Genomic DNA, 25210 nt, shown 5'->3' with positions numbered 1-25210 from the left:
CCCGCGCTACCTCTCGAAGCGGTATCCCATGCCCGGTTCCGTGATGAAGTGCCGCGGATGCGAAGGGTCGGCCTCCAGCTTGCGCCGCAGCTGGGCCATGTAGACCCGCAGGTAGTTCGTCTCGGTGCCGTACGAGGGCCCCCAGACCTCCTGCAGGAGCTGCTTCTGGCTCACCAGCTTGCCCCCGTTGCGGACCAGCACCTCCAGCAGGTGCCACTCGGTGGGCGTGAGCCGTACGTCGCGCCCCTCGCGCACGGCCTTCTTGGCGGCCAGGTCCACCGTGAAGCCGTCGGTCTCCACGATCACCTCGTCCTCGCCGGAGCCCGTGCCCGGCTCGGCCCGGCGGACGGCCGCGCGCAGCCGCGCGAGCAGCTCGTCCATGCCGAAGGGCTTGGTGACGTAGTCGTCGGCCCCGGCGTCCAGCGCCTCGACCTTCTCGTCGGAGCTGTGCCGGGCCGAGAGGACCAGGATCGGCACCCGGGTCCAGCCGCGCAGGCCCTTGATCACCTCGACGCCGTCCATGTCGGGCAGGCCCAGGTCCAGGACGACCACGTCGGGGTGGCGGGCCGCAGCGAGCTCCAGGGCCTGGGCCCCGTCCGCCGCGGCGTCGACCTCGTACTTGCGCGCCTTCAGGTTGATCACGAGGGCTCGGACGATCTGCGGCTCGTCGTCCACCACGAGCACCCGGGTCATTGAGGTCCTGCTTTCTGTCGTATGGGGTCGAGATCGATGAGGTCGGTGCCGTCGGCGGCGGCGAGGCCGCCGTGCACCGTGGCGTGTTCCGGTCCACTGTCGCCCGTCGCGGCGCGCAGCGTCAGCACCATGGTCAGCCCGCCGCCCGGAGTGTCCTCGGCCGCCAGGGTGCCGTCCATGGCCTCGGCGAAGCCCCGGGCCACCGCGAGGCCGAGGCCCACCCCGGCGCCGCGCGGGGCGTCCCCGTGCCGCTGGAAGGGGGCGAAGATCCGGTCCTTGGCCTCGTCGGGCACCCCGGGCCCCCGGTCCACGACGCGTACTTCGACCCGGTCGCCCAGGTGGCTCGCCCGGACCAGCACCCGCTCGTCGGCCGGGCTGTACTTGACGGCGTTCTCCACCACGTTGGCCACGGTCCGCTCCAGCAGCCCGGGGTCCACCGCCACCATCGGCAGCGTCTCCGGGATGTCCAGCACCACGCTGTCCTCGGGTACGCCGCCCAGCGCCATCGGGACCACCTCGTCGAGGTCGATCTCCCGGATCAGCGGGGTCACGGTGCCGGTCTGCAGCCGGGACATGTCGAGCAGGTTGCCCACCAGGTGGTCGAGCCGGTCGGCGCCGTCCTCGATGCCTTCGAGGAGCTCGGCCCGGTCCTCCTCGGACCAGTCCACGTCGTCGGAGCGCAGGGAGGACACCGAGGCCTTGATGGAGGCCAGCGGCGTACGGAGGTCATGGCTTACGGCGGCCAGCAGCGCGGTCCGGATCCGGTTGCCCTCCGCCAGCCGGCGGGCCTCCTCGGCCTCCCCGACCAGCCGCTGCCGGTCCAGGACCACGGCGGCCTGGGCGGCGAAGGCGCCGAGCACGCGGCGGTCCTCGGCGGGCAGCACCCGGCCGGACAGGGCCAGCGCCATGTCGTCCCCGATGGGCATGTCCACATCGGCTTCCTCGGGGCGGTCGACCGGGTGCGGGCCGACGCTGCCGGCCCGCTTCCAGGGCTCGACGTCGCTCGTGCGCTCCAGCAGGGCCACGGACTCCATGGCGAAGGTTTCGCGCACCCGTTCCAGCAGCGCGTCCAGCGTCGTCTCGCCGCGCAGCACGCTGCCGGCCAGGAAGGAGAGGATCTCGGACTCCGCGCGCAGCCGGGCGGCCTGGTGGGTGCGCCGGGCGGCCAGGTCCACCACGGAGGCCACGGAGACCGCCACCCCGAAGAAGACGGCGATGGCCACGATGTTCTTCGGGTCGGAGATGGTGAACCGGTGGACGGGCGGGGCGAAGAAGTAGTTCAGCAGCAGCGAGCCGAAGGCGGCCGAGGCCAGCGCCGGCCAGAGCCCGCCCAGCAGCGCGGCGGCCACGGTCAGCGAGAGGAACAGCAGCATCTCGTTGGCGAGGCCCGGGTCGGCGTTCACGTGCGTGAGCAGGACGGCCAGCAGGGCGGGGCAGACGATGCCGACGATCCAGCCGGCGATGATCCGGGGCCTGCCGAGCCGGGCCGCGGAGCGGACCACCGGCAGCCCGCGGCCCCGGGCGACCTCCTCGTGCGTGACGATGTGCACGTCGAGGTCGGGCCCCGAGTCGCGGGCCACGGTGGCGCCGACGCCGGGGCCGAAGACGTACTGCCAGGCCTTGCGGCGGCTGGAGCCGAGCACGATCTGGGTGGCGTTGACCCCGCGGGCGAATTCGAGCAGCGCGTCGGGGATGTTGTCGCCGATCACATGGTGAAACGTTCCGCCAAGGTCTTCGACCAGCGTCCGCTGGACCGCGAGCTCCTTCGGCGAGGCCGCGGTCAGCCCGTCGCTGCGGGCGATGTAGACGGCGAGGATCTCGCTGCCCGAGCCCTTCGCGGCCATCCGGGACGCGCGGCGGATGAGCGTACGGCCCTCGGGCCCGCCCGTGAGCCCGACGACGATCCGCTCGCGGGCCTGCCAGGTGGAGCGGATGTTGTGCTCGCCGCGGTACTGCTGGAGGTACTCGTCGGCCCGGTCGGCCACCCACAGCAGCGCCAGCTCGCGCAGGGCGGTGAGGTTGCCGGGCCGGAAGTAGTTGGACAGGGCCGCGTCGACCTTGTCGGACTGGTAGATGTTCCCGTGCGCCATCCGCCGGCGCAGCGCCTGCGGGGACATGTCGACGAGCTCGATCTGCTCGGCCCGCCGCACCACCTCGTCCGGCACGGTCTCCCGCTGCCGCACCCCGGTGATCGACTCCACCACGTCGCCGAGCGACTCCAGGTGCTGGATGTTCACGGTGGACACCACGTCGATGCCCGCCCGCAGCAGCTCCTCGACGTCCTGCCAGCGCTTCGCGTTGCGCGAGCCCGGCACGTTGGTGTGCGCGAGCTCGTCCACGAGCGCGATCGCGGGCCGGCGCGCCAGTACGGCGTCCACGTCCATCTCCGTGAAGCCGGCGCCCCGGTACGAGAGCTCCTTGCGCGGGACCTGTTCCAGCCCGTGCAGCATCACCTCGGTGCGCGGCCGCCCGTGGTGTTCGACGAAGCCGACGACGCAATCGGCACCCCGCTCCACCCGGCGGTGGGCCTCGGACAGCATCGCGTACGTCTTGCCCACACCGGGTGCCGCGCCGAGGTAGATCCGTAGCTTGCCGCGTCCCATGCGCCCATTCTCCGGGACGTTTCCGCCGATCACGCACTTTCGGCGCCCGTCCGCCCATCCCTGACGGATCCCTGACACCCGGGACCGGCACCCCGCGGGAACGACAGCGGGCCGTACCCCGAAGGAGTACGGCCCGCGGCCGAAAACAGTCGCCTGACAGGCATCGCCGGGGATCAGTCGGCCATCAACCGCGGATCCGCCGGGTCAGCGGACCTCGGTGATCGTCGGACCCTGCTCCAGCTGGCCCATGCCACCGGAGAAGCGGGAGCCCTCCTGGTCCTCGGTCTGCACGCCGTCCGGCACCATCTGGGCGTCGTTCGGCAGCTTCAGCACGATCGGGTCGCGCGGAGCCATCGGGCCGTCGCCGCGCACGATGACGGTCTCGCGGAAGATCTGCTCCAGCACGCCCGCCGACTCGGGACGCACCGCGCCCTGGCCGGAGATGACCCCGCGCAGGAACCAGCGCGGGCCGTCGACGCCGACGAAGCGCACCAGCTGGGCGCCGGTCTGGCCGTCGGGCATCGGTACGGGCACCTGGGCGCGCAGCTCCCAGCCCAGCGGACCCTGGACCTCGTCGATGATGCCGCCCTGCTGGGTGATGCCCGTGGCGATCTCGTCGCGGACCTCGCCCCAGATGCCTTCCTTCTTGGGTGCCGCGAAGGCCTGCAGCTGTACGGCGCTGTCGCCGAGGACGACCGTCGCGGCGACGATCGCGTCACCGGCGACCTCGACGCGCAGCTCCATGCCCTCGACACCCGGTACGAGAATGCCGCCCAGGTCGACGCGACCCTCCTCGGGCGCACCGGGCACCTCGGAGACGTCCCAGGGGCCGTCGGGCCGCGGGGCCGGCGGCAGATTCACCCTGCGGGGCGCGGAGCCGGGCTCCTCGCCGCCGTCCTGCTCATCGGCAGCCGCGCCGTCCACGACCTGCTCGGCCGCGCCGCCGTCCTTGGCGGAGTCGTTCTTCTTGCGACGTCCGAACACGTCACTGTCCTTCCCGGTCGGATACGACCGAAGCGTAGCCATTCCCACCCTGCTGACCAGCGCCGGATCCGGCCACGGCCGCATGACCACCGGTGGAGCCGAAACCCCCCTCGGCCCGCGCCGAGCCGGGAAGTTCCGCCACCTCGTGGAAGCGCACCTTCTCGACCCTCTGGACAACCAGCTGGGCAATGCGGTCGAAGCGCTCGAACCGGACGCTCTCGCGCGGGTCGAGATTGACCACGATCACCTTGATCTCCCCACGGTACCCGGCATCCACCGTCCCCGGGGCATTCACGAGCGCGAGCCCGCAGCGGGCGGCCAGGCCAGAGCGCGGGTGCACGAACGCCGCGTACCCGTCGGGCAGGGCGATGGACACCCCCGTGGGCAGTACGGTGCGCTCGCCGGGCTCCAGCACGGCCGCCTGGGTGGTCACCAGGTCGCAGCCGGCGTCGCCGGGGTGGCCGTACGCGGGCAGGGGCACCTCGGGGTCGACACGCTTGATGAGCACGTCGACCGGGGCGTGGTTGTTCTCAGACATCAGGGGTTCACCTCGAAGGCGCGTGTGCGCCTGACCTGGTCCGGGTCGGACATCGCCGCCCGGATCTCCTCGGGCCGACCGTTGTCGATGAAGTGGTCGACCTTCACCTCGATGAAGAGCGCGTCCGCGCGCACGGCGACCGGGCCCTCGGGCCCGCCTATCCGGCCGACCGCGGTGGAGTAGATCTTGCGCCCGGCGACGGCGGTCACCTCGGCCTCCAGGTACAGCACTGTGCCCACCGGCACCGGCCGCACGAAGTCGGTCTCCAGCCGTCCCGTCACCGCGATGACGCGCAGCAGCCAGTTCAGGGAACCCAGCGTCTCGTCGAGCGCGGTGGCGAGCACGCCGCCGTGGGCGAGGCCGGGGGCACCCTGGTGCGCGGGCTTGACGGTGAACTCGGCGCTGACGCGGACGCCCTCCCCGGCACGGGCCTCCAGGTGGAGTCCGTGGGGCTGGCCCTCGCCGCAGCCGAAGCAGTGCCCGTAGTGCGCACCGAGCAGCTCGCCGGGTGCCGGGGCCTCGGGGTGCCGGACCGGTGCGGCGGCATCGGCCGGGGGCGTCAACGCTGTGTTTCGTCCACTCACAGGCGCAGACCTTACCCGCGCCGCTACCCGCCGGTCGCCTCGTGGCAGGCTTGGCGCTATGCAGCTCTCCCCCGCGCACCACGACGAACGTCTGACCGCCCCCCGCTCCTGGTGGGCCATCGCCGTACTCATCGGGCTGGCGTGCGCGCTGATGCTGCTGCCGCTGGGCACGCTGCCGCTGCTGGCCGGGCTGGTCGGGGGCACCGCGCTGGCGGGGCTGCTGGTGAGTTCGTACGGCTCCGCGCGCGTGCGCGTGGTGAACGGTGCGCTGGCGGCCGGTGAGGCACGGATCCCGGTGGCGGCGCTGGGCGAGCCCGAGGTGCTGGACGCGGAGGAGGCGCGCGCCTGGCGCACGTACAAGGCGGACGCGCGCGCCTTCATGCTGCTGCGCAGCTACGTCCCGACGGCGGTGCGCGTCCCGATCACCGACCCCGAGGACCCGACTCCGTACGCGTACGTCTCCACCCGCGAGCCGCAGGCTCTGGTCTCGGCGATCCGGGCGGCCAAGGGCTGATCATCCGCGCTCGGCGGGCGTCAGGCCGGGTGTCAGGCAGGGGGCCAGTCGCCGGCCTGGCCTTCGAGGGCGTCCCTGATGGCCTCGGGAAGGGGCTCGGAGGGCTGCTCAAGGGGCGGGAGCTGCGGCAGCGAGTCCCAGGCCACGGCCCGGCTCCGCAGGTCGGCACGGACCTTCTCGGCGAGTTTGAGGGTGTCGCGGCGGTTCATGACCGCCCCGACGGTGGCGCCCACCATGAACGGCAGCAGGTTCGGCAGGTTGCGGAACGTCCGCTTCATGATCTGTTGGCGCAGTTCGCGCTTCATCTGACCGCCGAGCGCGATGTTCAGCGTCGTCGGCTTGGTCAGGTCCACCCCGCGCTCCTCCGTCCACGCGGTCAGGTAGGCGAGGCTGCGTTCCTTGAGGTTCCCGGCCGGCCGCTGGCCGTACACCTCGTGGAGCTCCGCGACGAGCTTCAGCTCGATGGCGGCGACCCCGGTGATCTCCGCGGCCAGTTCGGCGGGCATCGCGGGCGGCACCGGCAGCATGGCCGCGGCTCCGATGCCCGCGCCCACCGTGGAGGTGCCGTACGCGGCGCCCGAGATCAGCTTGTCGGCAAGCTGATCGGGACCGAGGCCCGGGAACTGCGCGCGCAGGGTCGCGAGGTCCCGAACCGGAACGCGTGGTGCGTTCTCGATGATGCGGTCCGCGAGGTGCTGGACGGCGGCCCTGACATGTTCGCCGCCCTTGCGCACACCGCTCTTGACGGCTTGCAGCCGGCGAGCCCCGGACCTGCGCCGGGCTCCCTCGCCGGACTCTGCGGCCGACGGCACCGCCGCGGCGGTGCCGGACGACACGGCGGGTACGCCTGAGGCTGCTGGGCCCGTTTCCGGGCCCGTGGCCGCCTCTTGCGCCTCCGCCGGATCACCAGCTTTTCGGAAGCGCCGCTTCCGAAACGGTGTCGAGCCGGTCACGGCCGACGCCTCTCAGTCGCAGTCGCGGCAGATCGGCTGACCGTTCTTCTCGCGTGCCAGCTGGCTGCGGTGGTGCACCAGGAAGCAGCTCATGCAGGTGAACTCATCGGCCTGCTTGGGCAGCACCCGAACGGCCAGTTCCTCGTTGGAGAGGTCTGCGCCGGGGAGCTCCATGCCCTCCGCCGCGTCGAAGTCGTCGACGTCGACGCTCGAAGACGACTTCTCGTTGCGCCGGGCCTTCAGCTCTTCAATGCTGTCGTTGTCGACGTCATCGTCGGTCTTGCGTGGGGTGTCGTAGTCCGTTGCCATTGTTCGCTCTCCCCCTCTGGGATTTAGCGGTGTCTCAGCGCACGTAACGCGCGAGAGGCCGGACTTGTGCCCGACCTGAGGCGGAGATTTTGCCTCACATCAAGGTCTGTTACTCAATCGACACCCAGCCGCACACCTGAAGGAGCGATTGGCTGGGATGACGACCGGGACCGTACACGGTCCGGGGGCCGTCTTGCACAAACGCCACCCCGTGTATTTCCCGCCGTTCGAGGGGCGGGAAACCCGGACTTCCCGGGCTTTCCGACCCCCTTTGGGGTCACTGAACGCACATGACCCAACACCCGACAATGTGATCGATCACACAGACGTCACCCTCTCCACCTCCTCACCATTCAGCCAGGAGCGAACAATCGGTCGGGGACTCACAGGGGCAAAGTGACACGCATCACGAGGCCACCGCCCTCGCGCGGCGTCGCCGAGATCCGCCCGCCGTGTGCGCGGGCCACAGAGCGCGCGATCGACAGACCGAGCCCCACACCCTTGTCACTGCCCGTGCGCTCCGTACGCAGCCGCCTGAAGGGCTCGAAGAGGTTGTCCACCTCGTACGCGGGAACCACGGGACCCGTGTTCGAAACGACGAGGATCGCCTGGCCGTGCTGGGACTCGGTGGTGACCTCCACCCAGCCGTCCTCCGGCACGTTGTACCGGACGGCGTTCTGCACCAGGTTGAGCGCGATCCGCTCCAGCAGGACGCCGTTGCCCTGGACCACGGCCGGTGCCCGCCCACCGCGGATCTCCACGCCCTTCGCCGCGGCCTCCCCGCGCGCCTGGTCGATGGCGCGCGAGGCGACCTCCGCCAGGTCCACGGGTTTGCGCTCGACTATCTGGTTGTCGCTGCGGGCCAGCAGCAACAGGCCTTCGACCAGCTGCTCGCTGCGCTCGTTGGTGGCCAGCAGCGTCTTGCCCAGCTGCTGGAGCTCCACCGGAGCACCCGGGTCCGACAGGTGCACCTCCAGCAGCGTCCGGTTGATCGCCAGCGGCGTGCGCAGCTCGTGCGAGGCGTTCGCGACGAACCGCTGCTGGGCGGTGAAGGCCCGCTCCAGCCGGTCGAGCATCTCGTCGAAGGTGTCGGCGAGCTCCTTGAGCTCGTCCTCCGGCCCGTCCAGCTCGATCCGCCGGGTCAGGTCGGAGCCGACCACCCGGCGGGCGGTCCGGGTGATCTTGCCCAGCGGCGAGAGCACCCGGCCGGCCATCGCGTAGCCGAAGGCGAAGGCGATGATGCTGAGGCCGAGCAGGGCCATCAGCGACCGGCTGAGCAGGTCGTCCAGCGCGTGCCGGCGCTGCTCCAGGATGCAGGTGTTGATCGCGTTGTTGAACTGGTCGTACATCTGCCCCTTGCCCACCACACCCGGGCAGGTGCTGGTGACCTGGATGTCCGTACCGCCCACGATCTTGAACGGCAGTCCGTTGCCCTCGCGCAGGGCCTGGGCCGCCAGCAGGTAGATGATCGACAGCAACAGGATGCCGGCGATCAGGAACATCCCGCCGTACAGCAGCGTGAGGCGTATGCGGATGGTCGGCCGCAGCCAAGGGAAGGGACCCTCGGGCTGGCCGGGGTCCCAGGTCGGTCTCGGCGGCACCGTTGGCGGTGCCGGGGTCGCCGCCACCCGCGTCAGATCCGGTAGCCGGAGCCAGGCACGGTCACGATGACCGGCGGCTCCCCCAGCTTGCGCCGCAGGGTCATGACCGTCACCCGCACCACGTTCGTGAACGGGTCGGTGTTCTCGTCCCATGCCTTCTCCAGCAGTTGCTCGGCGGAGACGACGGTCCCCTCGCTCCGCATGAGAACCTCCAGCACCGCGAACTCCTTGGGCGCCAGCTGCACCTCCCTGCCCTCACGGAACACCTCGCGCCGGTTCGGGTCCAGCTTGATCCCGGCCCGCTCCAGTACGGGGGGCAGGGCGACGGTGGTACGCCGCCCCAGGGCGCGCACGCGGGCGGTCAGCTCGCTGAACGCGAAGGGCTTGGGCAGGTAGTCGTCCGCACCCAGCTCCAGGCCTTCCACCCGGTCGCTCACATCACCGGACGCCGTCAGCATCAGCACGCGGGTGGGCATGCCGAGCTCGACGATCTTCCGGCAGACGTCGTCACCGTGCACGAGGGGGAGGTCCCGGTCGAGCACGACCACGTCGTAGTCGTTCACCCCGACGCGCTCCAGGGCCGCGGCGCCGTCGTACACGACGTCCACGGCCATGGCCTCCCGGCGCAGCCCGGTGGCCACCGCATCGGCGAGCAGCTGCTCGTCCTCGACGACGAGTACGCGCACGTCGTTTCCTTCCATCGAGCCCTGAGGGCACACGTGTATTGCGTCGTCCATCCTGCCCGTTTCAGCCGTAAACCGGCTGTAAGGCGCCCCTCCGGGGCCTGCGAGGGCCGGAAGTGAGGATTCCCTCGCCTCCCGAGGTTTCTGGGCCCAGGGTGCCGGGGAGGACGACAGCACACCCCAACCACTCCCTGACGGCGGACTGCCACGTGCCGCCGCCGACCCACGAAGAGGGGGCGAACCCACCATGGACGCATTCACCGCGGGTCTCCTGCAGCGCATCCGGGCCACGCAGTCGGACCTTGAGCAGGCCCGTGAGACGGGCGACGACTTCCTCGTGGAAGTGGAGCAGGCGGAACTGGAAGATCTCCAGCGCCTCGCCGCCGAACACGGCGTTCCGGTCTCCGTCTCCGCCTGCTGACAACCTCCAGTCCAGCCAGAACCCCGGCGGCCGCGGTGCGGGCGCCGGGGTTCCCTCATGCCGGGGTTCCCTCGTACAGGGGGCAGTCGTCAGTCGTGCCAGGCCCCGGCCTCCTCCAGCAGCGGCTGGAGCGAGGCGAACACCGCCGGCGTGGCGGCCAGCGCCAGCTCCCCCGAGGCCGGCTGCCCGGGCCGCCCGCCCGTGATCGCCCCGGCCTCCCGGGCGATCAGCTCACCCGCGGCCAGGTCCCAGGGGTTCAGCCCGCGCTCGTAGTACGCGTCCAGCCGCCCGGCGGCCACGTCGCTGAGGTCCAGCGCCGCCGAGCCGCCCCGCCGGATGTCCCGCACCCGGGGGATCACCCGCCGGACCACCTCCGCCTGCTGCTCCTTGCGCGCCTGGAGGTAGGCGAACCCGGTCCCGATCAGCGCCTGGTCCAGCGGCGCCGCCGCCCGGCAGGCGAGGCGGACCCCGCCCAGCCAGGCCCCGCCCCCGCGTACCGCGTGGTACGTCTCGCGCCGCATCGGCGCCGCCACGACCCCGACCACGGTCCGGCCCTCGTACTCGGCGGCGATCGACACGCTCCAGCTCGGCAGCCCGTACAGGTAGTTGACGGTGCCGTCCAGCGGGTCCACGACCCACCGCACCCCGCTGGTCCCGGGGACGTCCGCGCCCTCCTCGCCCAGCAGCCCGTCCTCGGGCCGCCGCCGCGCGAGGATCCCGGTGATCAGCTTCTCCGCCGCGATGTCCATCTCGGTCACCACGTCGATCGGGCTGCTCTTCGTCGCCGCCACCGCGAGATCGGCCGGCCGGCCGTCGCGCAGCAGCTCCCCGGCCTGCCGGGCGGCGTCCAGCCCCACGTCCAGCAGTTCGGCCTTCAGCTCTTCGGAGATCACGCTCGCCCTTTCCTAGGCGTACGGGCTGTCGACGCCCGCGGCCGCCGGCCGGGGCCCGCGCGCCGGGCAGCAGCCCACCGCGCACAGATCGTGGCCGGGCCCGAGCAGCCCCAGCGCGCACCGCTCGACCGGCTCGCCCCGCTCCGCGGCGGCGCGCTCCAGCACCAGCTCCCGGACCGCGGCCGCGAACCGCGGGTCGGCCCCGACGGTGGCCGACCGGGCGATCGGCAGCCCGAGCTCCGCGGCCTTCGCCGTGGCCTCCGTGTCCAGGTCGTACAGGACCTCCATGTGGTCCGAGACGAACCCGATCGGAACCATCACCACCGCCGGCGCCCCGGCTTCGTGCAGCGCCTCCAGGTGGTCGCAGATGTCCGGCTCCAGCCACGGGATGTGCGGGGCGCCGCTGCGCGACTGGTAGACGAGCTCCCAGGGCAGCTCCGTGCCCGTCTCGGCCCGCACCGCGTCCGCGATCACCTGCGCGACGTCCAGGTGCTGCTTGACGTACGCCCCGCCCGCGCCGCCGGCGGTGTGCTCCTCGACCGGGCCGGAGGTGTCGGCGGCCGCGGTGGGGATCGAATGGGTGGTGAAGGCCAGGTGCGCGCCGGCGCGCACCCCCTGCGGCAGCGTCTCCAGCGCGGCGAGCACCCCGTCGATCATCGGCTGCACGAATCCGGGGTGGTTGAAGTAGTGCCGCAGCTTGTCGACCTTCGGCAGCTCGGCGACGCCCTCCTCCACCAGCGCCGCCAGCGCGTCCGCGAGGTTCTCGCGGTACTGCCGGCAGCCCGAGTACGAGGCGTACGCGCTGGTCGCGAGCACCGCGATGCGGCGGCGCCCGTCTGCGGCCATCTCCCGCATCACGTCGGTGAGGTACGGGGCCCAGTTCCGGTTGCCCCAGTACACGGGCAGGTCCAGCCCGTGCTCGGCGAAGTCCTTGCGCAGGGCGTCCAGCAGCTCGCGGTTCTGCCCGTTGATCGGGCTGACCCCGCCGAAGCCGAAGTAGTGCTGCCCGACCTCCTTGAGCCGCTCGCGCGGGATGCCGCGCCCGCGCGTGACGTTCTCCAGGAACGGCACGACGTCGTCGGGTCCTTCGGGACCGCCGAAGGAGAGCAGCAGGAGGGCGTCGTACGGGGCGGCGAGGCCTTCGGCCGGGGACGAGGCGGCGGCGCGGAGCTGGTCTGACATGGTTCGAATCCTGCCACCCGGCGTCCGCGCCCGGGAACCGGCCCGGCGGCGCGCCCGGGCCGCGACCCGGGTAAGGTAACCCTAAGTTCCCGATCCCCGGCCCGGGTCCCGGCCCGGGTCCCGGTCCGGATTCTCCCCGTGCGGGTGCCTTGTCGGCGGTCGTAACCTGTATGGGCCAATGACGTCCCTTACGGAGGGCACCTTGCCCAGTCCCTACCGCGCGATATTCGCGGCCCCCGGCACCCTGGGGTTTAGCGCCGCAGGCCTCATAGGCCGCCTGCCCATATCCATGGTCGGCGTCGGCATCCTGACGATGATCTCCGAGATCACCGGCCGCTACGCCATGGCGAGCGCCCTCACCGGCACCCTCGCCCTGGCCGCCGCGTTCATCGGTCCCCAGGTCTCCCGCCTGGTGGACCAGTACGGGCAGCGGCGCGTGCTGCGTCCCGCCACCCTCATCTGCGTGGCCTCGGTCGCCGTCCTGCTGGCGGCCGCCGCCAACGGGTGGCCGGACTGGACCCTCTTCGTCTGCGCGGCCGTGGCGGGCTGCGTTCCGAGCGTCGGCTCGATGGTCCGCGCCCGGTGGACCGTGATCTACCGGGACTCCCCGCGCGAACTGCACACCGCGTACTCCTTCGAGTCCGTCGTGGACGAGGTCTGCTTCATCTTCGGCCCGATCATCGCCATCGGCCTGTCCACCACCTGGTTCCCCGAGGCCGGCCCGCTGATCGCCGCCCTCTGTCTGCTCGTCGGGGTCTGGCTGCTCACCGCGCAGCGCTCCACCGAGCCCGAGCCGCACCCGCGCGAGCAGCACGGGGACCGCACCTCGGCCCTGCGCTCCCCCGGACTCCAGGTGCTGACGGCGACCTTCGTGGCGACCGGCGCGATCTTCGGCTCCATCGACGTGTCCACGCTGGCCTTCGCCGAGGAGCAGGGCCACAAGTCCGCGGCGAGCCTCGTCCTGGCCGTCTGGGCGTTCGGATCCTGCCTCGCGGGCATCGTCTTCGGCCTTCTCCACCTCAAGGGCAAGAGCGAACGCCGTTGGGTACTGGGCGTATGTGCGATGGCCGTGAGTATGATCCCCCTCCTACTGGCCGGGAACCTTCCGTTTCTGGCCGTGGCGCTCTTCGTCTCGGGCCTCGCCATCGCTCCCACGATGATCACCACGATGGCCCTGATCGAGGCGCACGTACCACGCGCGAAGCTGACCGAGGGCATGACCTGGATCAGCACCGGCCTCGCGGTCGGCGTCGCGGTCGGCTCGTCGGTGACCGGACTGGTCATCGACGCGTCCGGGGCGCGCAGCGGGTACGTCGTCTCCATCTCGTCGGGAGTGGCCGCGGCGGCGGTTGCGTTCGCGGGATACCGCCGGCTGTCGAGGCCGGCGCAAGGGGAGGAGCCAGCAACCGATGGGGACGGCGACAGCAGGGCAGCACAGCAGGGCGACCGCGTGGCATAACTGGGCGGGCAACGTCACGGCCACGCCCGCCCGCGTGGTGACCCCGGCCACGGTCGGGGAGCTTCAGGAGGCGGTGCGCCGGGCCGCCGAGGACGGGCTGAAGGTGAAGGCGGTCGGCACCGGCCACTCCTTCACCGCGGCCGCCGCGACCGACGGAGTGCTCGTACGTCCGCAGGCGCTGGCCGGGATCCGGGAGATCGACCGGACCGCCGGCACCGTGACGGTGGCCGCGGGCACGGTGCTCAAGGACCTGAACGTGGCCCTGGCCCGGGAGGGCCTCTCGCTCACCAACATGGGCGACATCATGGAGCAGACCGTCTCCGGCGCCACCAGCACCGGAACCCACGGCACCGGCCGGGACTCGGCCTCCATCGCCGCCCAGATCCGCGGCCTGGAGCTGGTCACGGCGGACGGCCGGCTGCTGAGCTGCTCCGAGAAGGAGAATCCGGACGTCTTCGCGGCCGCCCGGATCGGCATCGGCGCCCTGGGCATCGTCACCGCGATCACCCTCGCCGTGGAGCCGGTCTTCTTCCTGACCGCCCGTGAGGAACCCATGGGCTTCGACCGGGTGACCGCCGAGTTCGAGCAGCACTTCGCGGAGAACGAGCACTTCGAGTTCTACTGGTTCCCGCACACCGGCAACTGCAACACCAAGCGCAACAACCGAAGCCAGGGCCCCGCCGCCCCGCCCGGAGCCGTGAGCGCCTGGGTCGAGGACGAACTGCTGTCCAACGGCGTCTTCCAGGCCGTCAACTCCCTCGGCCGCGCCGTCCCGGCGGCCATCCCCTCCATCGCCCGGATCGCCAGCCGCGCCCTGTCCGCGCGCAGCTACACGGACATCCCGTACAAGGTGTTCACCAGCCCGCGCCGGGTGCGGTTCGTGGAGATGGAGTACGCCCTCCCGCGCGAGCGGGTGGTCGAGGCGCTGCGGGAGCTCAAGTCGATGGTCGCCCGCTCCGGGCTGCGCATCAGCTTCCCGGTGGAGGTGCGGACGGCTCCGGCGGACGACATCGCGCTGTCGACGGCCTCGGGGCGCGAGACCGCGTACATCGCGGTGCACATGTACAAGGGCACGCCGTACCAGGCCTACTTCACGGCCGCCGAGCGGATCTTCACCGCGCACGGCGGGCGGCCGCACTGGGGCAAGGTGCACACGCGGGACGCGGAGTACTTCGCCGGCGTCTACCCCCGCTTCGGCGAATTCACCGCGCTACGGGACCGGCTGGACCCGGACCGGCTGTTCGGCAACGACTACCTGCGCCGGGTCCTGGGCGAGTAACCCCGGCTCAGGGAGCCTGCTGCTGCCCCCTGCCGCTCGGGGTCGGCGTGGGTGTGGGCGTCGGGGGCGGGGTGGGCGTGGGCTTTCGGCTCGGCGTCGGCGGGCTCGGACTCGGCGCCGGGCCACTGGAGTCGGAGGGGTCCGGGGACGACGGGTCGGGGCTCGGACCCGGGCTCGGGCCCCGGCCGCCGTGCGGAGCCGAAGGGCTCGGGGAGGTACCGGACTCCGGCGTCGCCCCGCCCTTCCCGCCGGTGCCGGGCGCCTTGCCCGGGTCGGCCGGCTGCTCGTCGCCCACCTTGCGCGTGCCGCCGGACCAGATGGTTCCGCCGCCCTGGCTGATCGCCGTGCCGGAGAAGGCCTCGTACGCCCCGAGGCCGCCGAGCGCGATGGCGAAGGCCGCGCCGGAGGCCACCGCGGTCCGCTTCCAGCCCCGTACGCGGGTGCCGTGGACGGTGGCCGCGCCGAACTCCTCGGGGGGCGGGACCGCACGGAGCAGCAGGGTGCCGTCGGGCGCCTTCTGCCCGCCGGGCAGCGGGACCTGACGGGCCCTGGGCCGGGCGCTCTCGCGCAGCTGGTCGCCGGTGCGCTTGAAGAGGTGCTGGATGACGGGGCCGCCCGCGGTGGCGACCACGCTGACCACGCCGGCGCCGAGGATGGTCCCGTAGACGCCCAGCTTCGAGGCGAGCAGGGCCGCGGCGACGGTGGCGAGGGAGGAGCCCGCGATCTGGGCCATGCTCAGATCGAGCTTCTTCTTCTCGGCGCCTTCCGTGCCTTCCGCCCCGTTCGCCCCGTTCGCCCCGTCCATGAGGAACCCCGGTTCGAACTCTGGCGTGGTCTTCTGACCCATCCTCATCCCCTGTGTGTTTCTGCCTCTCGCGACCTCTCGCGCTTCACCGCTCTCAGCACTTACTGACCGCTGAGCGAAACGGATAGTTCCGTTTCTGTGGATTCTGTGAAGCAGGACACGCGAAATCGGGCGCGGGCACAGGTCCCGCCCGATCCGGGGCAGCCCAACTCCCGCCGCCCACGACAAGTTCGGCGGCGCGGCGGTCCACCCAGGTGGCCCGAATGGAGTACTGTGGCGAGCCCTGGGGCCGTCCTTCCTTACGGATGTCCGGACTCGGGAGAGGGGGCCGACTGATGGAGAAACGGCACTCGAGACCGGTGATGCCGCGGCATTGCACGCTTTCCTGATGCGCACAGTAACCGTCCGGTCACTGTGCGTGCCCAACAGGTAACCGTGCCATAACGGCGATCAAGGGCGTATGCCCGACACGCCGGTTGAACTCGGCAAGGTTGTGGCAGGCTGCACCCGGGCAGGCCACACTCGACTAGCGGAAGCAGCGACGCACGTGACGTCGGCAGGCACCACCCGGGAGGTCCCCATGCCCGAACTGCGTGTCGTGGCCGTCTCAAATGACGGCACACGACTGGTGCTCAAGGCTGCGGACAGCACGGAGTACACGCTTCCGATCGACGAGCGGCTGCGGGCTGCCGTGCGCAACGACCGCGCGCGCCTGAACCAGATCGAGATCGAGGTGGAGAGCCACCTCCGCCCCCGTGACATCCAGGCCCGTATACGGGCCGGTGCCTCCGCCGAGGAGGTCGCTCAACTCGCCGGCATCCCCGTCGACCGCGTACGCCGCTTCGAGGGCCCGGTGCTGGCCGAGCGCGCGTTCATGGCGGAGCGCGCCCGCAAGACTCCCGTACGCCGCCCCGGGGAGAACACCGGACCCCAGCTCGGCGAGGCCGTGCAGGAGCGGCTCACGCTGCGCGGCGCCGAGAAGGAGTCCGTGCAGTGGGACTCCTGGCGCCGCGACGACGGCACCTGGGAGGTCCTGCTGGTCTACCGGGTCGCCGGCGAACCGCACTCGGCCAGCTGGACGTACGACCCGCCGCGCCGGCTGGTCGTGGCCGTGGACGACGAGGCCCGCTCGCTGATCGGCGAGGCGGACGACCTGCCGGCGACGCCGGAGCCGAGCTTCCCGTTCGTGCCGAGGATCGCGCGGCTGCCGCGGGACCGGCCGCTGGACCGGGCGCTGGACCGCCAGTTGGAGCGAACTGCCAACAACGCGGCGCCCGCGCCGGAGCCGGAGGAGGAACGGGACACCCTGACGAGCCTGTTGGAGGCCGTACCGAGCTTCCGCGGCGACCTGGTGGTTCCGGAACGCCCCGAGCCCCCGGCGGAGGAGGAGCCGGAGGCGGAGGAGCCCCCGGCGGCCTCGGCGAGCGCCGGAGCCGGCTCCGCTTACGCGGACGTCCTGATGCCGCGCACGGTGGCGGGTCACCGCGACCGCCTGACGGGCACCACGGACCGCCAGGCGGAGGCCGACGGCGTCCGCCCGGGCCGCCGCGCGGCGGTCCCGAGCTGGGACGAGATCGTCTTCGGTACCCGCCGCAAGAAACAGGAGTAACCCGGGCGGCAGCTCCCGCCCGGGCCGCAGGGCCGGCCCGGGCGCAGCCCCCGCTACTGCGGGTCCGGGCCCGTGGCCACGGGCCGGGCCGGGTCCGCGGACCATTCCGACCAGCTGCCCGCGTACAGGGCGGCCGGAATCCCCGCCACCGCCAGCGCGAGCACCTCGTGCGCCCCCGAGACCCCCGAACCGCAGTACACCCCGACCGGCGCCCCGCCCGAGGCACCCAGTCCGGCGAACCGCGCCCGCAGCGCCTGCGCCGCGAGGAACTTCCCGTCCGCGCCCACGTTCTCCGTCGTCGGCGCCGACACCGCTCCCGGGATGTGCCCGGCGACCGGGTCGATCGGCTCGACCTCTCCCCGGTACCGCTCCTCCGCCCGTGCGTCCAGCAGGATCCCGCTGCGCGCGAGCGCCGCCGCGGCGTCCGCGTCCAGCAGCCCCACCGCCCCCGCGTTTGGCTTGAAATCGCCCTCCGTAACGGTGACGGCGTCGGCCGTCACCGGCCCGCCCGCCGCCGTCCACGCGGCCAGCCCCCCGTCCAGCACCCGTACGTCCGTGTGACCCGTCCAGCGCAACAGCCACCACGCGCGTGCCGCGGCCCAGCCGAGACCCCCGTCGTACACGACCACCGGCGCGTCCGCCGAGACCCCGGCGCGGCGCATCACCGCCCCGAACTCCTCGGGCTGCGGCAGCGGGTGGCGCCCGCCCGCTCCCAGCGGACCTGCCAGTTCGCGGTCGAGGTCCACGTACACCGCCCCCGGCAGGTGGCCCGCCTCGTAAGCGGAGCGCAGGTTCGGACCGCCCAGCTGCCAGCGGATGTCGAGCAGCGCCGGCGGCCGGGAACCGGCCAGCTCGTCCATCAGTTCGGCGGCGGAAATGATCACAGGGGGCGCAGAGTTCGCAGTCATGCGGCCCATCTTCCTCTCCGCTCCACAGCCCGTGTAACAAGCCCGACATCGACAGGCCGCATCGATTCGGTCATCTCTCCCCGCGTCGGCGAAACCCGGCCGGTCGAGGCGCGCCGGACCCGCGGTAGTGGAAGCATCTGGTCCGGGATGAGCGACGACGGAGGAGACGGCTGACATGACCGAGGAACCGGAAGAAACGCGGCGCCCGCCCGGCACGCCGTGCTGGTCGAGCCTGATGGTGCACGGTCTCGGGACCACCGAGGCCTTCTACACCGACCTGTTCCGCTGGGAGTACGAGCCCGGTCCCCAGCCCTTCGGCCCGTACGTCCGCGCCCTGCTCGACGGCCAGGAGGTGGCCGGCATCGGCGAGATGCCGCCGGACCGGCATCTTCCGGTGGCCTGGACCACGTACTTCGCCACCGACGACGCGGACTCGACGGCCGAGACGATCCGCTCCTGCGGCGGCACGGTCGCGGTGGGCCCGCTGGACGCGGGCGGCGAGGGGCGGGTGGCGATCTGCTCCGACCCGCTGGGGGCGATCTTCGGGATCTGGCAGGCCGAGGAGCACATCGGGACCCGGCTGTCCGGCGTCCCCGGCACCCCGGTCTGGGCCGAGCTGGTCACGCAGGACACGTCGACCGTCGGCAAGTTCTACGAGCACGTCTTCGGCCACGAGGCGAAGACGCACGCCACGGCCACCTCCGACTTCGACTACGTGACGCTTCTGCTGGACGGACGCCCGGTCGCCGCCGTGCACGGGGTCGGGCGCTCGCTCCCGCACGACCGGGGCCCGCACTGGATGACGTACTTCGAGGTGGAGGACGCCGACACGGCCGCGGCCCGGGTCCACCGGCTCGGCGGACGCGTCATCCAGCCGCCCCGCGAGGGGCTGACCGGCAGGGTGTCCACGGTCACCGACCCGGAGGGCGCGGTGTTCACGCTCGTGGAGTCGCGGCCCGCGAACGGCCGCTGACCGCCAGGGCGCTCAGGCGTGGTTGACCGGGAGGACGTCCGGGGAGAGCACGCCGGCGTGGGCCGCGGCGCTCGTCATGCGGCGGCGGTGGTGGCGGCGGCACAGCACCTCGTAACCGACCTCCTCCGACGACCGGTTGACGTCGCCGACGACGACCTGCTCGCCCTCCACGACCATCTCGCCGCCCACCGTGCGGGCGTTGTGGGTGGCGCGCGCCCCGCACCAGCACATCGCCTCCACCTGGAGGGTCTCGATCCGGTCCGCCAGCTCGATCAGCCGCTGCGAGCCGGGGAAGAGCTTGGTGCGGAAGTCCGTGGTGATGCCGAAGGCGAAGACGTCCAGGTCCAGGTCGTCCACGACGCGCGCCAGCTGGTCGATCTGGTCGGGGTCGAGGAACTGCGCCTCGTCCACGATGACGTAGTCGACCTTGGCGCCCTTCGACATCTGGCCCACCAGGTACCCGTACAGGTCCATGCCCGGGCGCGCCTCGACGGCCTCGGTCACCAGGCCGAGGCGCGAGGAGAGCTTGCCCTCGCCCGCGCGGTCGTCGCGCGTGAAGATCACGCCCTGCAGGCCCCGGGCCGACCGGTTGTGGCCGATCTGGAGCGCCAACGTGCTTTTGCATGACCATCCGCCATCCCAGGCTGCAGGCCCCTGCCGGGTGAACCCGATCAGCCGGTCCCTCCGCCACAGCCACCACACAGAGCGGCAATCACGGAGCCCGAGAAGGCCAGCAGCACCCCGTCGGCCAGTTCCACACCTGCGACAGCGAGTCCGGCAGATCGAGCCCGGTGCCGTGCCCGGTCATCGGGATGATGATCCGGTGCGCGAGCAGCCCGAGGGGGCGCCGAGGATCCCGTCGGCCGCTCCGAGCCCCGCCATGGACGTCACCACCATGGCGATCACCCGGCGCGGCATCATGCCGATCGACTTGGCAAGCGGTGATCGAGAGGCCACGGGCCGGGTGTCGCTCGCGAAGCACTCTGCGACGGCAACCGGCGCGCAATGCGTGTTGGCCCCCTGTCCTACTCGGTGCGCAGCGCCGTGACGGTACGGGTCCGAGCAGCCCAGGTGGCGGGCATGAGCGCGCCGAGGACGGCGATGAGCAGACCGCCGAGGCCGAGCAGGATGAGTTCTGACACCGGGTAGACGTTGATGGCCGAGGCGGGGAAGTGGAGCCCGGCGCTGCGGCCCATGGCCGGCACGGTCACCGCATGGAGAGCCAGGCCGGCCGGCAGACCGATGGCGCCGCCGACGAGGCCGACAACGACGACCGCCGCGAGGATCATGGAAATGGTCTGGCTGGGTGTCATGCCCAGCGCCTTGGCGACGCCGATGTCGCGGACCCGTTCGCGGGTTTCGAGGACGACGGTGTTGAGTACGCCCAGGCCTGCGACGGTCACGAGCATCAGTGTGAGGACGGCCGTCAGCGTGTCGAGGGCAAGGATCACGTCGCTCGACCCTTCGGCCTGGTCGGTCACGGCCGAGACACCCAGCGGCTTCAGCGAGATGTTGAGGGTGTCGACGTAGGCGGCCACGTTCGTGCCGGGTTTCACCTTGATGTGGTAGCTCGCAGGGTTCAGGTCAGTCTCAGCGACGGTGAGCGTCGCGGCGTCGGTGAGGACCTCATTGGTCTGGGTGTGGGGGTCGAAGACCTCACCGACGATCCGGACCGGGATCGCCTTGCCGTGGTCGTGCAGTGTGACGGTGTCCCCGATTCGGGTGGCGGTGGCGGTCATGAAGGTGGACGGCGCGACGGCCTCTCCGGGGCCGTGGAACCAGCTTCCCGAGACCATCTTGTACCCGGCCCAGGTGGAGTCGCCGGTGAAGGTGAAGACGGTCGTGGATCCGGACACCCCCGCGATGGTCACGTCCGTATTTGCGGTGCCGTAGTACTCCTGCGTTCCGGATTGGGCGTTGACCGCCGCGGTGATGGCCGCAGGGTCGGTCGTGGCCGGTGTCACGGCCGGAGGTCCGGGACGTCCGGGGCCGGGTGCAGGCGGAGGGCCGAAGGCTTGGATGACGACGTCGGCGGTGTCGTGGTTCTTGGCGGTCTGCACCCAGCTCAGTGACGCCGCCATGCCGACGGCGAAGGTGGCGGCGGCGCCGCCGAAGACGATCGCCGCGATCATCCCGGCCGTGCGGGCGGGGCGGGCGAAGGGGTGGGCCAGGCCGAGGCTGACCGGCCGCGGCAGCGGGAGCCGCGCCGTCAGCCGGGCAGCGCGCCGGCCGCGGCCGGTCCGCGGGGTGCGCCCGACGGTGAGCGCGTCGACGGTGCGCAGCCGTCCGGCCCGCAACGCGGCCGCCCACGCGGTGACGGTCACCATGCCCAGAGCGCCCGCGATCACCGCGAGGTCGACCCATGGGGCGACGCCCGCGGTCGTCGTACCGTAGACCTGCGCGGTCGTGGACAGCACCGGGACGGCCAGGGCGTTGCCCGCGAGAGCACCGATCGCGGTGCCGACCGCCGCTGGGATCAGGGCCTGGCCCATGTACGAACGCACGACCTGGGCCGGGGTGAACCCGAGGGCCTTGAGGATGCCGATCCGTCGTGTCCCCGTGCCGACCGCGCCGGCGACGACGTTGCCGACGATGAGCACCGACATGAGTACGCCGAGCAGGCCGAAGGCAATGAGGAAGGGCACGAACAGCGCGGTGTTCCGGTCGGTGCCCTCCTTGGTGTTGAGCCAGGACTGCACGCCGGCCAAAGCTCCGGCAGGAGTCGCGGCCATCACCGCGGCACGGTCGGCCTCGATCTGAGCGGCGGTGCCCGCCGCGGCGAAGCGGTAGAGCATCTGGTAGCCGCCGGCCGCGCCGGGAGCCGTGAGCGAGGCGATCTCGGACGGCGCCACCCAGGCACCGGCAGTCCGGCTGACCGACTGGGCGAAGCCGACCACGGTCAGCGTCGGAGCGCCGGGAAGATCAGGGAACCGCAAGGTCGTGCCCACCCGCTTGACCGGGCTGCCGTAGCCGCTGGACAGCACGACCTGGCCGGGGCCGGACACCCATGTCCCCTGGAGCAGCGTGACGTCGTCGACGGGTCCGCCGGGATCGGCGCGGCCGACGACCGTCATCGGCGGCAGGCTCATACCGGTGGGGATTTCGAGGTCCGAGCCGCCTTGCGGGTTGATCGTCGCGGTCTGGAACGGTCCGGAGGCCGCAGTGACACCGGCGGCGTGCGCGGAGGCCGAAAGCTGCGCGGCAGTGGTCCTGCTCGCGTCGAACTGCGCGGTGAGGTGCGCGCCGTGCTGCCTGGCAAAAGCCTGGTCGAAGGGCCCGGTGGAGGCCACCAGCAGCGACCCCCCGAGCACGGAGGCGGTCACGGCCATCATCGTGGCCAGCCCGGTCACCAGTGTGTGGACCTTCCGGCGCCGGACGCCTGATCGCACAACCTTGCCCAGGCCGCTCATCGGGTCGCCGCGATCAGGATGTCGCCGACGATCCGGCCGTCGACAATGCTCACCGTGCGCGTCGCGCAAGCCTGCGCCAGCGTCAGGTCGTGGGTGACCGTCACAATCGTCTGACCGTCGGTGTGCAGCTCGTTGAGCAGAGCCTTGACGTCCTCGCCGGAATCGGAGTCCAGCGCCCCGGTCGGCTCGTCGGCCAGCAGCAGAGCCGGACGGTTCATCAGAGACCTGGCCACCGCCACCCGCTGGCGCTCGCCGCCGGACAGCCTCCCCGGGTAGGCCTGAGCGTGCCGGCCGATGCCGAGCGAGTCGAGCAGCTCCGCCGCCCGTCGGCGCGCCTCGCCACGGGCCATCCCGGCCAGCTCGGCCGGGAGGCGGACGTTGTCGGCCACCGTCAGGTCGTCGAGCAGGTTGAAGAACTGGAAGACCATGCCGACCTTGGCCCGCCGGTAGCGCGCCGAGCCGGCCTCGCCCAGCTTGTCCACGCGCACGCCGTCCACCATGACGGTCCCCGAGCTCGGCCGGTCCAGGCCGGCGATCATGTTCAGCATCGTGGACTTGCCGCTGCCGGACGGGCCGAGGACCGCCACGGACTCCCCGGCGCGCACGGTCAGCGACACGTCGTCCAGGGCCGCCGGCCCCTCGTCGTAGCGGCGGCTGACACCGCTCAGCTCGATCACGGGTGTGGTCATCGTCGTCTCCCTCGATTGCCGGACTGGCCGGTTCGAAACTAGGAGTGCGCGCGGGAACGGCACCTCGCTCGGACTAGGCATTTCCCGTACCGCGCTGGGATGACGCCGCCTGGTGTCATCCTTGCGATGTAGCCGAGGGATGTACCGGGTTGATCGCCCAGAGGGACGTACCGGTCCGGTTGGTCGGCAACAATCGTCCGGTGATGATCCTGCCGAGAGCGGACCGACTTCGAGAACTGGCCGGCCGAATGACCAGTCACACCGGGCGTCTGCCGCGCCTCGCTCGGCGTAGCCGGGCATTCGACGCGGTGCTCGCGCTGCTCCTCTCCGTCATCAGCGTCCGCTACATCACGGCCATGAATGTGACAGGGACAGCCGACTGGACCGGCACGGTGCTCCTCGTACCGCTCACTCCGGCCCCCCTGGCACTCCGTCGCCGGTTTCCGCTGGCGGTGCTGTGGACCGTGATGGCGGTGACTCCGTTGATCAGGCACAACTCTCCGGACATCGCCTTCTGGGCCGGCGGTGTCGTCTGCGTCGTTGCCGCCTACAGTGCCGCGGCCTACTGCCCTCACCGGGTGCCGACACTCGTGAGCCTGCCGGTGGCGGCCGCCGTTCTGGTGGTCCTGTTCACCGACGCGAAACTGCCCCACTTCCCGAACGGTGCCGTCGCGGTCCTGGTACTGGTGCCGGTCTTCGCGGCGGCCTACGAGATCCGCATGTGGAGACGCCGGGTCGAAGAAGGACGCGCAAGGATGTCCACTCTGGAGCACGAGCAGGTCGAGGCGCTGAACCGCGCGATCGAGCACGAGCGCGCCCGCATCGCCCGCGAACTGCACGACGTGGTCACGCACAACGTCAGCGTGATGGTCATCCAGGCCGGCGCCGCCCGCAAGATCATGGACACCGCCCCGGACCAGGCCCGCGAAGCACTCCTCGCGGTCGAGACCGGCGGCCGGGCCGCAATGACCGAACTGCGCCATGTCATGGGGCTGCTCACGATGGACGACGGCCCCGATGCGGCCTGGGCGTCGGACCTCACACCGCAGCCGGGCCTGAACCGGTTGGAATCCCTGGTCCAGGGAGTACGGCAGTCCGGGATGCCGGTCGCGCTGACCGTGGCCGGGCAGCAGCGCTCCGTACCGCCCGGCCTCGAACTCGCCGCCTACCGAGTGGTCCAGGAGGCGTTGACGAACACCGTGAAACACGCGAGCGGTGCCACCGCGGAAGTGATCGTCGAATTCGCCGTCGACCACCTGCGCGTGGAGGTCACCGACACCGGCGGCGGCCCGAGCGCCTCCGCCTCCTCCGGGAACGGTCGCGGACTGATCGGCCTGCGCGAGCGCCTCGCCGTCTACGGCGGGACCCTCCAAACGGGCCCCAGCCCGCGGGGCGGCTACCGTGTCAGAGCACTGATACCCCTGGAGGCCTCGTGACCGAGTCGCTGCGCGTAGTGGTTGCCGACGACCTGGCGCTGGTGCGCGCCGGCTTCAGGATGATCCTGACGTCCGAGGGCATGGAGGTGGTCGCCGAGGCGAGCAACGGCGCCGAGGCCGTCGACGCGGTACGTCGTACCCGGCCCGACGTGGTCCTGATGGATATCCGCATGCCGGAGATGGACGGCCTGGAGGCCACGCGACGCATCGTCGACGCCGACGCGGACGGTCCACGCGTGATCATCCTGACCACCTTCGACCTCGACCACTACGTCTACGCCGCGCTGTCCGCCGGGGCCAGCGGTTTCCTCCTCAAGGACGTCAGTCCGGAGCATCTCGCCGCCGCCGTCCGCATGGTGCGCATCGGCGACGCGCTGCTGGCCCCGGCCATCACCCGCCGCCTCGTCGAACGGTTCGCCCGCCGCGACTCCGCCACCGCGGCGATCCACCGTGACCTGGCCGCTCTGACCCCGCGCGAACTTGAGGTCATGGGCCTGCTCGCCCAAGGGCTGAGCAACGCGGAACTCGCCGGCCGTCTCCACCTGTCCGAGGCGACCGTCAAGACCCATGTCGCCCGCATCCTCGCCAAACTCAGACTCCGCGACCGCGCCCAAGCGGTCGTCGTCGCCTACGAGACCGGACTGGTCAGCGCCGGCGGAAACGCGGCCGAAGCATAGTCCTCGA

24 protein-coding genes are annotated in these 25210 nt (G+C 71.8%); 8 read left to right on the top strand and 16 right to left on the bottom strand.

Going from position 1 to position 25210, the window contains the following annotated elements; genetic code table 11:
• Window positions 1–6 precede the first annotated feature (6 nt).
• From ACIQU4_RS33830 to ACIQU4_RS33810, 5 genes are all read right to left on the bottom strand, one after another.
• Complete coding sequence (locus tag ACIQU4_RS33830; RefSeq protein WP_376018152.1) at window positions 7–693, bottom strand: response regulator; 687 nt, start codon at window positions 691–693, stop codon at window positions 7–9.
• Complete coding sequence (locus tag ACIQU4_RS33825; protein WP_403738972.1) at window positions 690–3296, bottom strand: DUF4118 domain-containing protein; 2607 nt, start codon at window positions 3294–3296, stop codon at window positions 690–692. Before ACIQU4_RS33825 ends, ACIQU4_RS33830 begins: the two co-directional genes overlap by 4 nt.
• Window positions 3297–3500: 204 nt before the next feature.
• Window positions 3501–4280, bottom strand: coding sequence for a DUF3710 domain-containing protein (locus ACIQU4_RS33820; RefSeq protein WP_403738969.1), 780 nt, complete (start codon window positions 4278–4280; stop codon window positions 3501–3503).
• A gap of 1 nt (window position 4281) precedes the next feature.
• A complete protein-coding gene (gene dut / locus ACIQU4_RS33815; RefSeq protein WP_403738966.1) occupies window positions 4282–4818 on the bottom strand; it encodes a dUTP diphosphatase in 537 nt (178 codons plus the stop codon).
• The gene (locus tag ACIQU4_RS33810; protein ID WP_403738964.1) at window positions 4818–5402 is read right to left on the bottom strand and encodes a PaaI family thioesterase; all 585 of its coding nucleotides are present in this window, start codon (window positions 5400–5402) and stop codon (window positions 4818–4820) included. Before ACIQU4_RS33810 ends, dut begins: the two co-directional genes overlap by 1 nt.
• 58 nt (window positions 5403–5460) lie before the next feature.
• Between ACIQU4_RS33810 and ACIQU4_RS33805 the strand changes: the two genes are divergently transcribed.
• Window positions 5461–5916 carry a DUF3093 domain-containing protein gene (locus ACIQU4_RS33805; RefSeq protein ID WP_403738961.1) on the top strand — a complete coding sequence of 152 codons (456 nt, stop codon included), beginning with the start codon at window positions 5461–5463 and terminating at the stop codon, window positions 5914–5916.
• Window positions 5917–5948: 32 nt separating this feature from the next.
• Here ACIQU4_RS33805 and ACIQU4_RS33800 read toward each other — a convergent pair whose 3' ends face one another.
• From ACIQU4_RS33800 to ACIQU4_RS33785, 4 genes are all read right to left on the bottom strand, one after another.
• Window positions 5949–6869: a hypothetical protein gene (locus ACIQU4_RS33800; protein WP_403738958.1), complete on the bottom strand. Its 921-nt coding sequence runs from the start codon at window positions 6867–6869 to the stop codon at window positions 5949–5951.
• Between the two features lie 12 nt (window positions 6870–6881).
• Window positions 6882–7178: a DUF4193 domain-containing protein gene (locus tag ACIQU4_RS33795; protein WP_030154344.1), complete on the bottom strand. Its 297-nt coding sequence runs from the start codon at window positions 7176–7178 to the stop codon at window positions 6882–6884.
• Window positions 7179–7561: 383 nt separating this feature from the next.
• Window positions 7562–8806, bottom strand: a complete 1245-nt coding sequence (locus tag ACIQU4_RS33790; RefSeq protein ID WP_403738955.1) for a sensor histidine kinase — start codon at window positions 8804–8806, stop codon at window positions 7562–7564.
• A 5-nt stretch (window positions 8807–8811) separates the two neighbouring features.
• Window positions 8812–9465, bottom strand: coding sequence for a response regulator transcription factor (locus ACIQU4_RS33785; RefSeq protein WP_030154340.1), 654 nt, complete (start codon window positions 9463–9465; stop codon window positions 8812–8814).
• A gap of 244 nt (window positions 9466–9709) precedes the next feature.
• On the opposite strand from ACIQU4_RS33785, the gene ACIQU4_RS33780 reads away from it, so the two are divergent.
• On the top strand, window positions 9710–9883 hold the full coding sequence (locus ACIQU4_RS33780) for a hypothetical protein (protein ID WP_199809186.1): 174 nt from the start codon (window positions 9710–9712) through the stop codon (window positions 9881–9883).
• A gap of 89 nt (window positions 9884–9972) precedes the next feature.
• Here the strand turns inward: ACIQU4_RS33780 and ACIQU4_RS33775 are convergent, their stop codons facing one another.
• Window positions 9973–10776 (bottom strand): inositol monophosphatase family protein, encoded by an 804-nt coding sequence (locus ACIQU4_RS33775; protein WP_403738951.1) that lies wholly within the window; start codon window positions 10774–10776, stop codon window positions 9973–9975.
• 12 nt (window positions 10777–10788) lie between these two features.
• The gene (locus tag ACIQU4_RS33770; RefSeq protein ID WP_403738948.1) at window positions 10789–11958 is read right to left on the bottom strand and encodes a ferrochelatase; all 1170 of its coding nucleotides are present in this window, start codon (window positions 11956–11958) and stop codon (window positions 10789–10791) included.
• A gap of 202 nt (window positions 11959–12160) precedes the next feature.
• Between ACIQU4_RS33770 and ACIQU4_RS33765 the strand changes: the two genes are divergently transcribed.
• Complete coding sequence (locus ACIQU4_RS33765) at window positions 12161–13417, top strand: MFS transporter (RefSeq protein WP_403738946.1); 1257 nt, start codon at window positions 12161–12163, stop codon at window positions 13415–13417.
• Window positions 13368–14696 carry a D-arabinono-1,4-lactone oxidase gene (locus ACIQU4_RS33760; protein ID WP_403738944.1) on the top strand — a complete coding sequence of 443 codons (1329 nt, stop codon included), beginning with the start codon at window positions 13368–13370 and terminating at the stop codon, window positions 14694–14696. The genes ACIQU4_RS33765 and ACIQU4_RS33760 overlap by 50 nt, the downstream gene beginning before the upstream one ends.
• 7 nt (window positions 14697–14703) lie before the next feature.
• On the opposite strand, the gene ACIQU4_RS33755 is transcribed toward ACIQU4_RS33760, so the two are convergent.
• Window positions 14704–15543, bottom strand: coding sequence for a hypothetical protein (locus ACIQU4_RS33755; protein ID WP_403738941.1), 840 nt, complete (start codon window positions 15541–15543; stop codon window positions 14704–14706).
• A gap of 538 nt (window positions 15544–16081) precedes the next feature.
• On the opposite strand from ACIQU4_RS33755, the gene sepH reads away from it, so the two are divergent.
• Entirely contained in the window at window positions 16082–17110 is a 1029-nt protein-coding gene (gene sepH, locus ACIQU4_RS33750) for a septation protein SepH (protein WP_403738938.1), read from the top strand.
• Between the two features lie 53 nt (window positions 17111–17163).
• Here the strand turns inward: sepH and ACIQU4_RS33745 are convergent, their stop codons facing one another.
• Window positions 17164–18018: a sulfurtransferase gene (locus ACIQU4_RS33745; RefSeq protein ID WP_403738936.1), complete on the bottom strand. Its 855-nt coding sequence runs from the start codon at window positions 18016–18018 to the stop codon at window positions 17164–17166.
• 175 nt (window positions 18019–18193) lie between these two features.
• Between ACIQU4_RS33745 and ACIQU4_RS33740 the strand changes: the two genes are divergently transcribed.
• Entirely contained in the window at window positions 18194–18991 is a 798-nt protein-coding gene (locus tag ACIQU4_RS33740; protein WP_403738933.1) for a VOC family protein, read from the top strand.
• Between the two features lie 12 nt (window positions 18992–19003).
• On the opposite strand, the gene ACIQU4_RS33735 is transcribed toward ACIQU4_RS33740, so the two are convergent.
• The 3 genes from ACIQU4_RS33735 to ACIQU4_RS33725 form a co-directional block, all read right to left on the bottom strand.
• Window positions 19004–19663, bottom strand: a complete 660-nt coding sequence (locus ACIQU4_RS33735) for a thymidine kinase (RefSeq protein WP_403739037.1) — start codon at window positions 19661–19663, stop codon at window positions 19004–19006.
• A gap of 353 nt (window positions 19664–20016) precedes the next feature.
• On the bottom strand, window positions 20017–22401 hold the full coding sequence (locus tag ACIQU4_RS33730; protein ID WP_403738931.1) for an FtsX-like permease family protein: 2385 nt from the start codon (window positions 22399–22401) through the stop codon (window positions 20017–20019).
• Window positions 22398–23090: an ABC transporter ATP-binding protein gene (locus ACIQU4_RS33725; protein ID WP_403738928.1), complete on the bottom strand. Its 693-nt coding sequence runs from the start codon at window positions 23088–23090 to the stop codon at window positions 22398–22400. The genes ACIQU4_RS33730 and ACIQU4_RS33725 overlap by 4 nt, the downstream gene beginning before the upstream one ends.
• A gap of 248 nt (window positions 23091–23338) precedes the next feature.
• Here ACIQU4_RS33725 and ACIQU4_RS33720 point away from each other — a divergent pair, with 248 nt between their 5' ends.
• Together ACIQU4_RS33720 and ACIQU4_RS33715 are read left to right on the top strand one after the other, a co-directional pair.
• Entirely contained in the window at window positions 23339–24526 is a 1188-nt protein-coding gene (locus ACIQU4_RS33720; protein WP_403738925.1) for a sensor histidine kinase, read from the top strand.
• Window positions 24523–25203 carry a response regulator gene (locus tag ACIQU4_RS33715; RefSeq protein ID WP_403738923.1) on the top strand — a complete coding sequence of 227 codons (681 nt, stop codon included), beginning with the start codon at window positions 24523–24525 and terminating at the stop codon, window positions 25201–25203. Before ACIQU4_RS33720 ends, ACIQU4_RS33715 begins: the two co-directional genes overlap by 4 nt.
• The last annotated feature ends 7 nt before the right edge of the window (window positions 25204–25210 follow it).

The sequence above is a fragment of the Streptomyces sp. NPDC090741 genome (assembly GCF_044769045.1).
In the GTDB taxonomy this organism is placed as follows: Bacteria; Actinomycetota; Actinomycetes; order Streptomycetales; family Streptomycetaceae; genus Streptomyces.
This window is presented reverse-complemented; position numbering and strand designations above follow the sequence as displayed.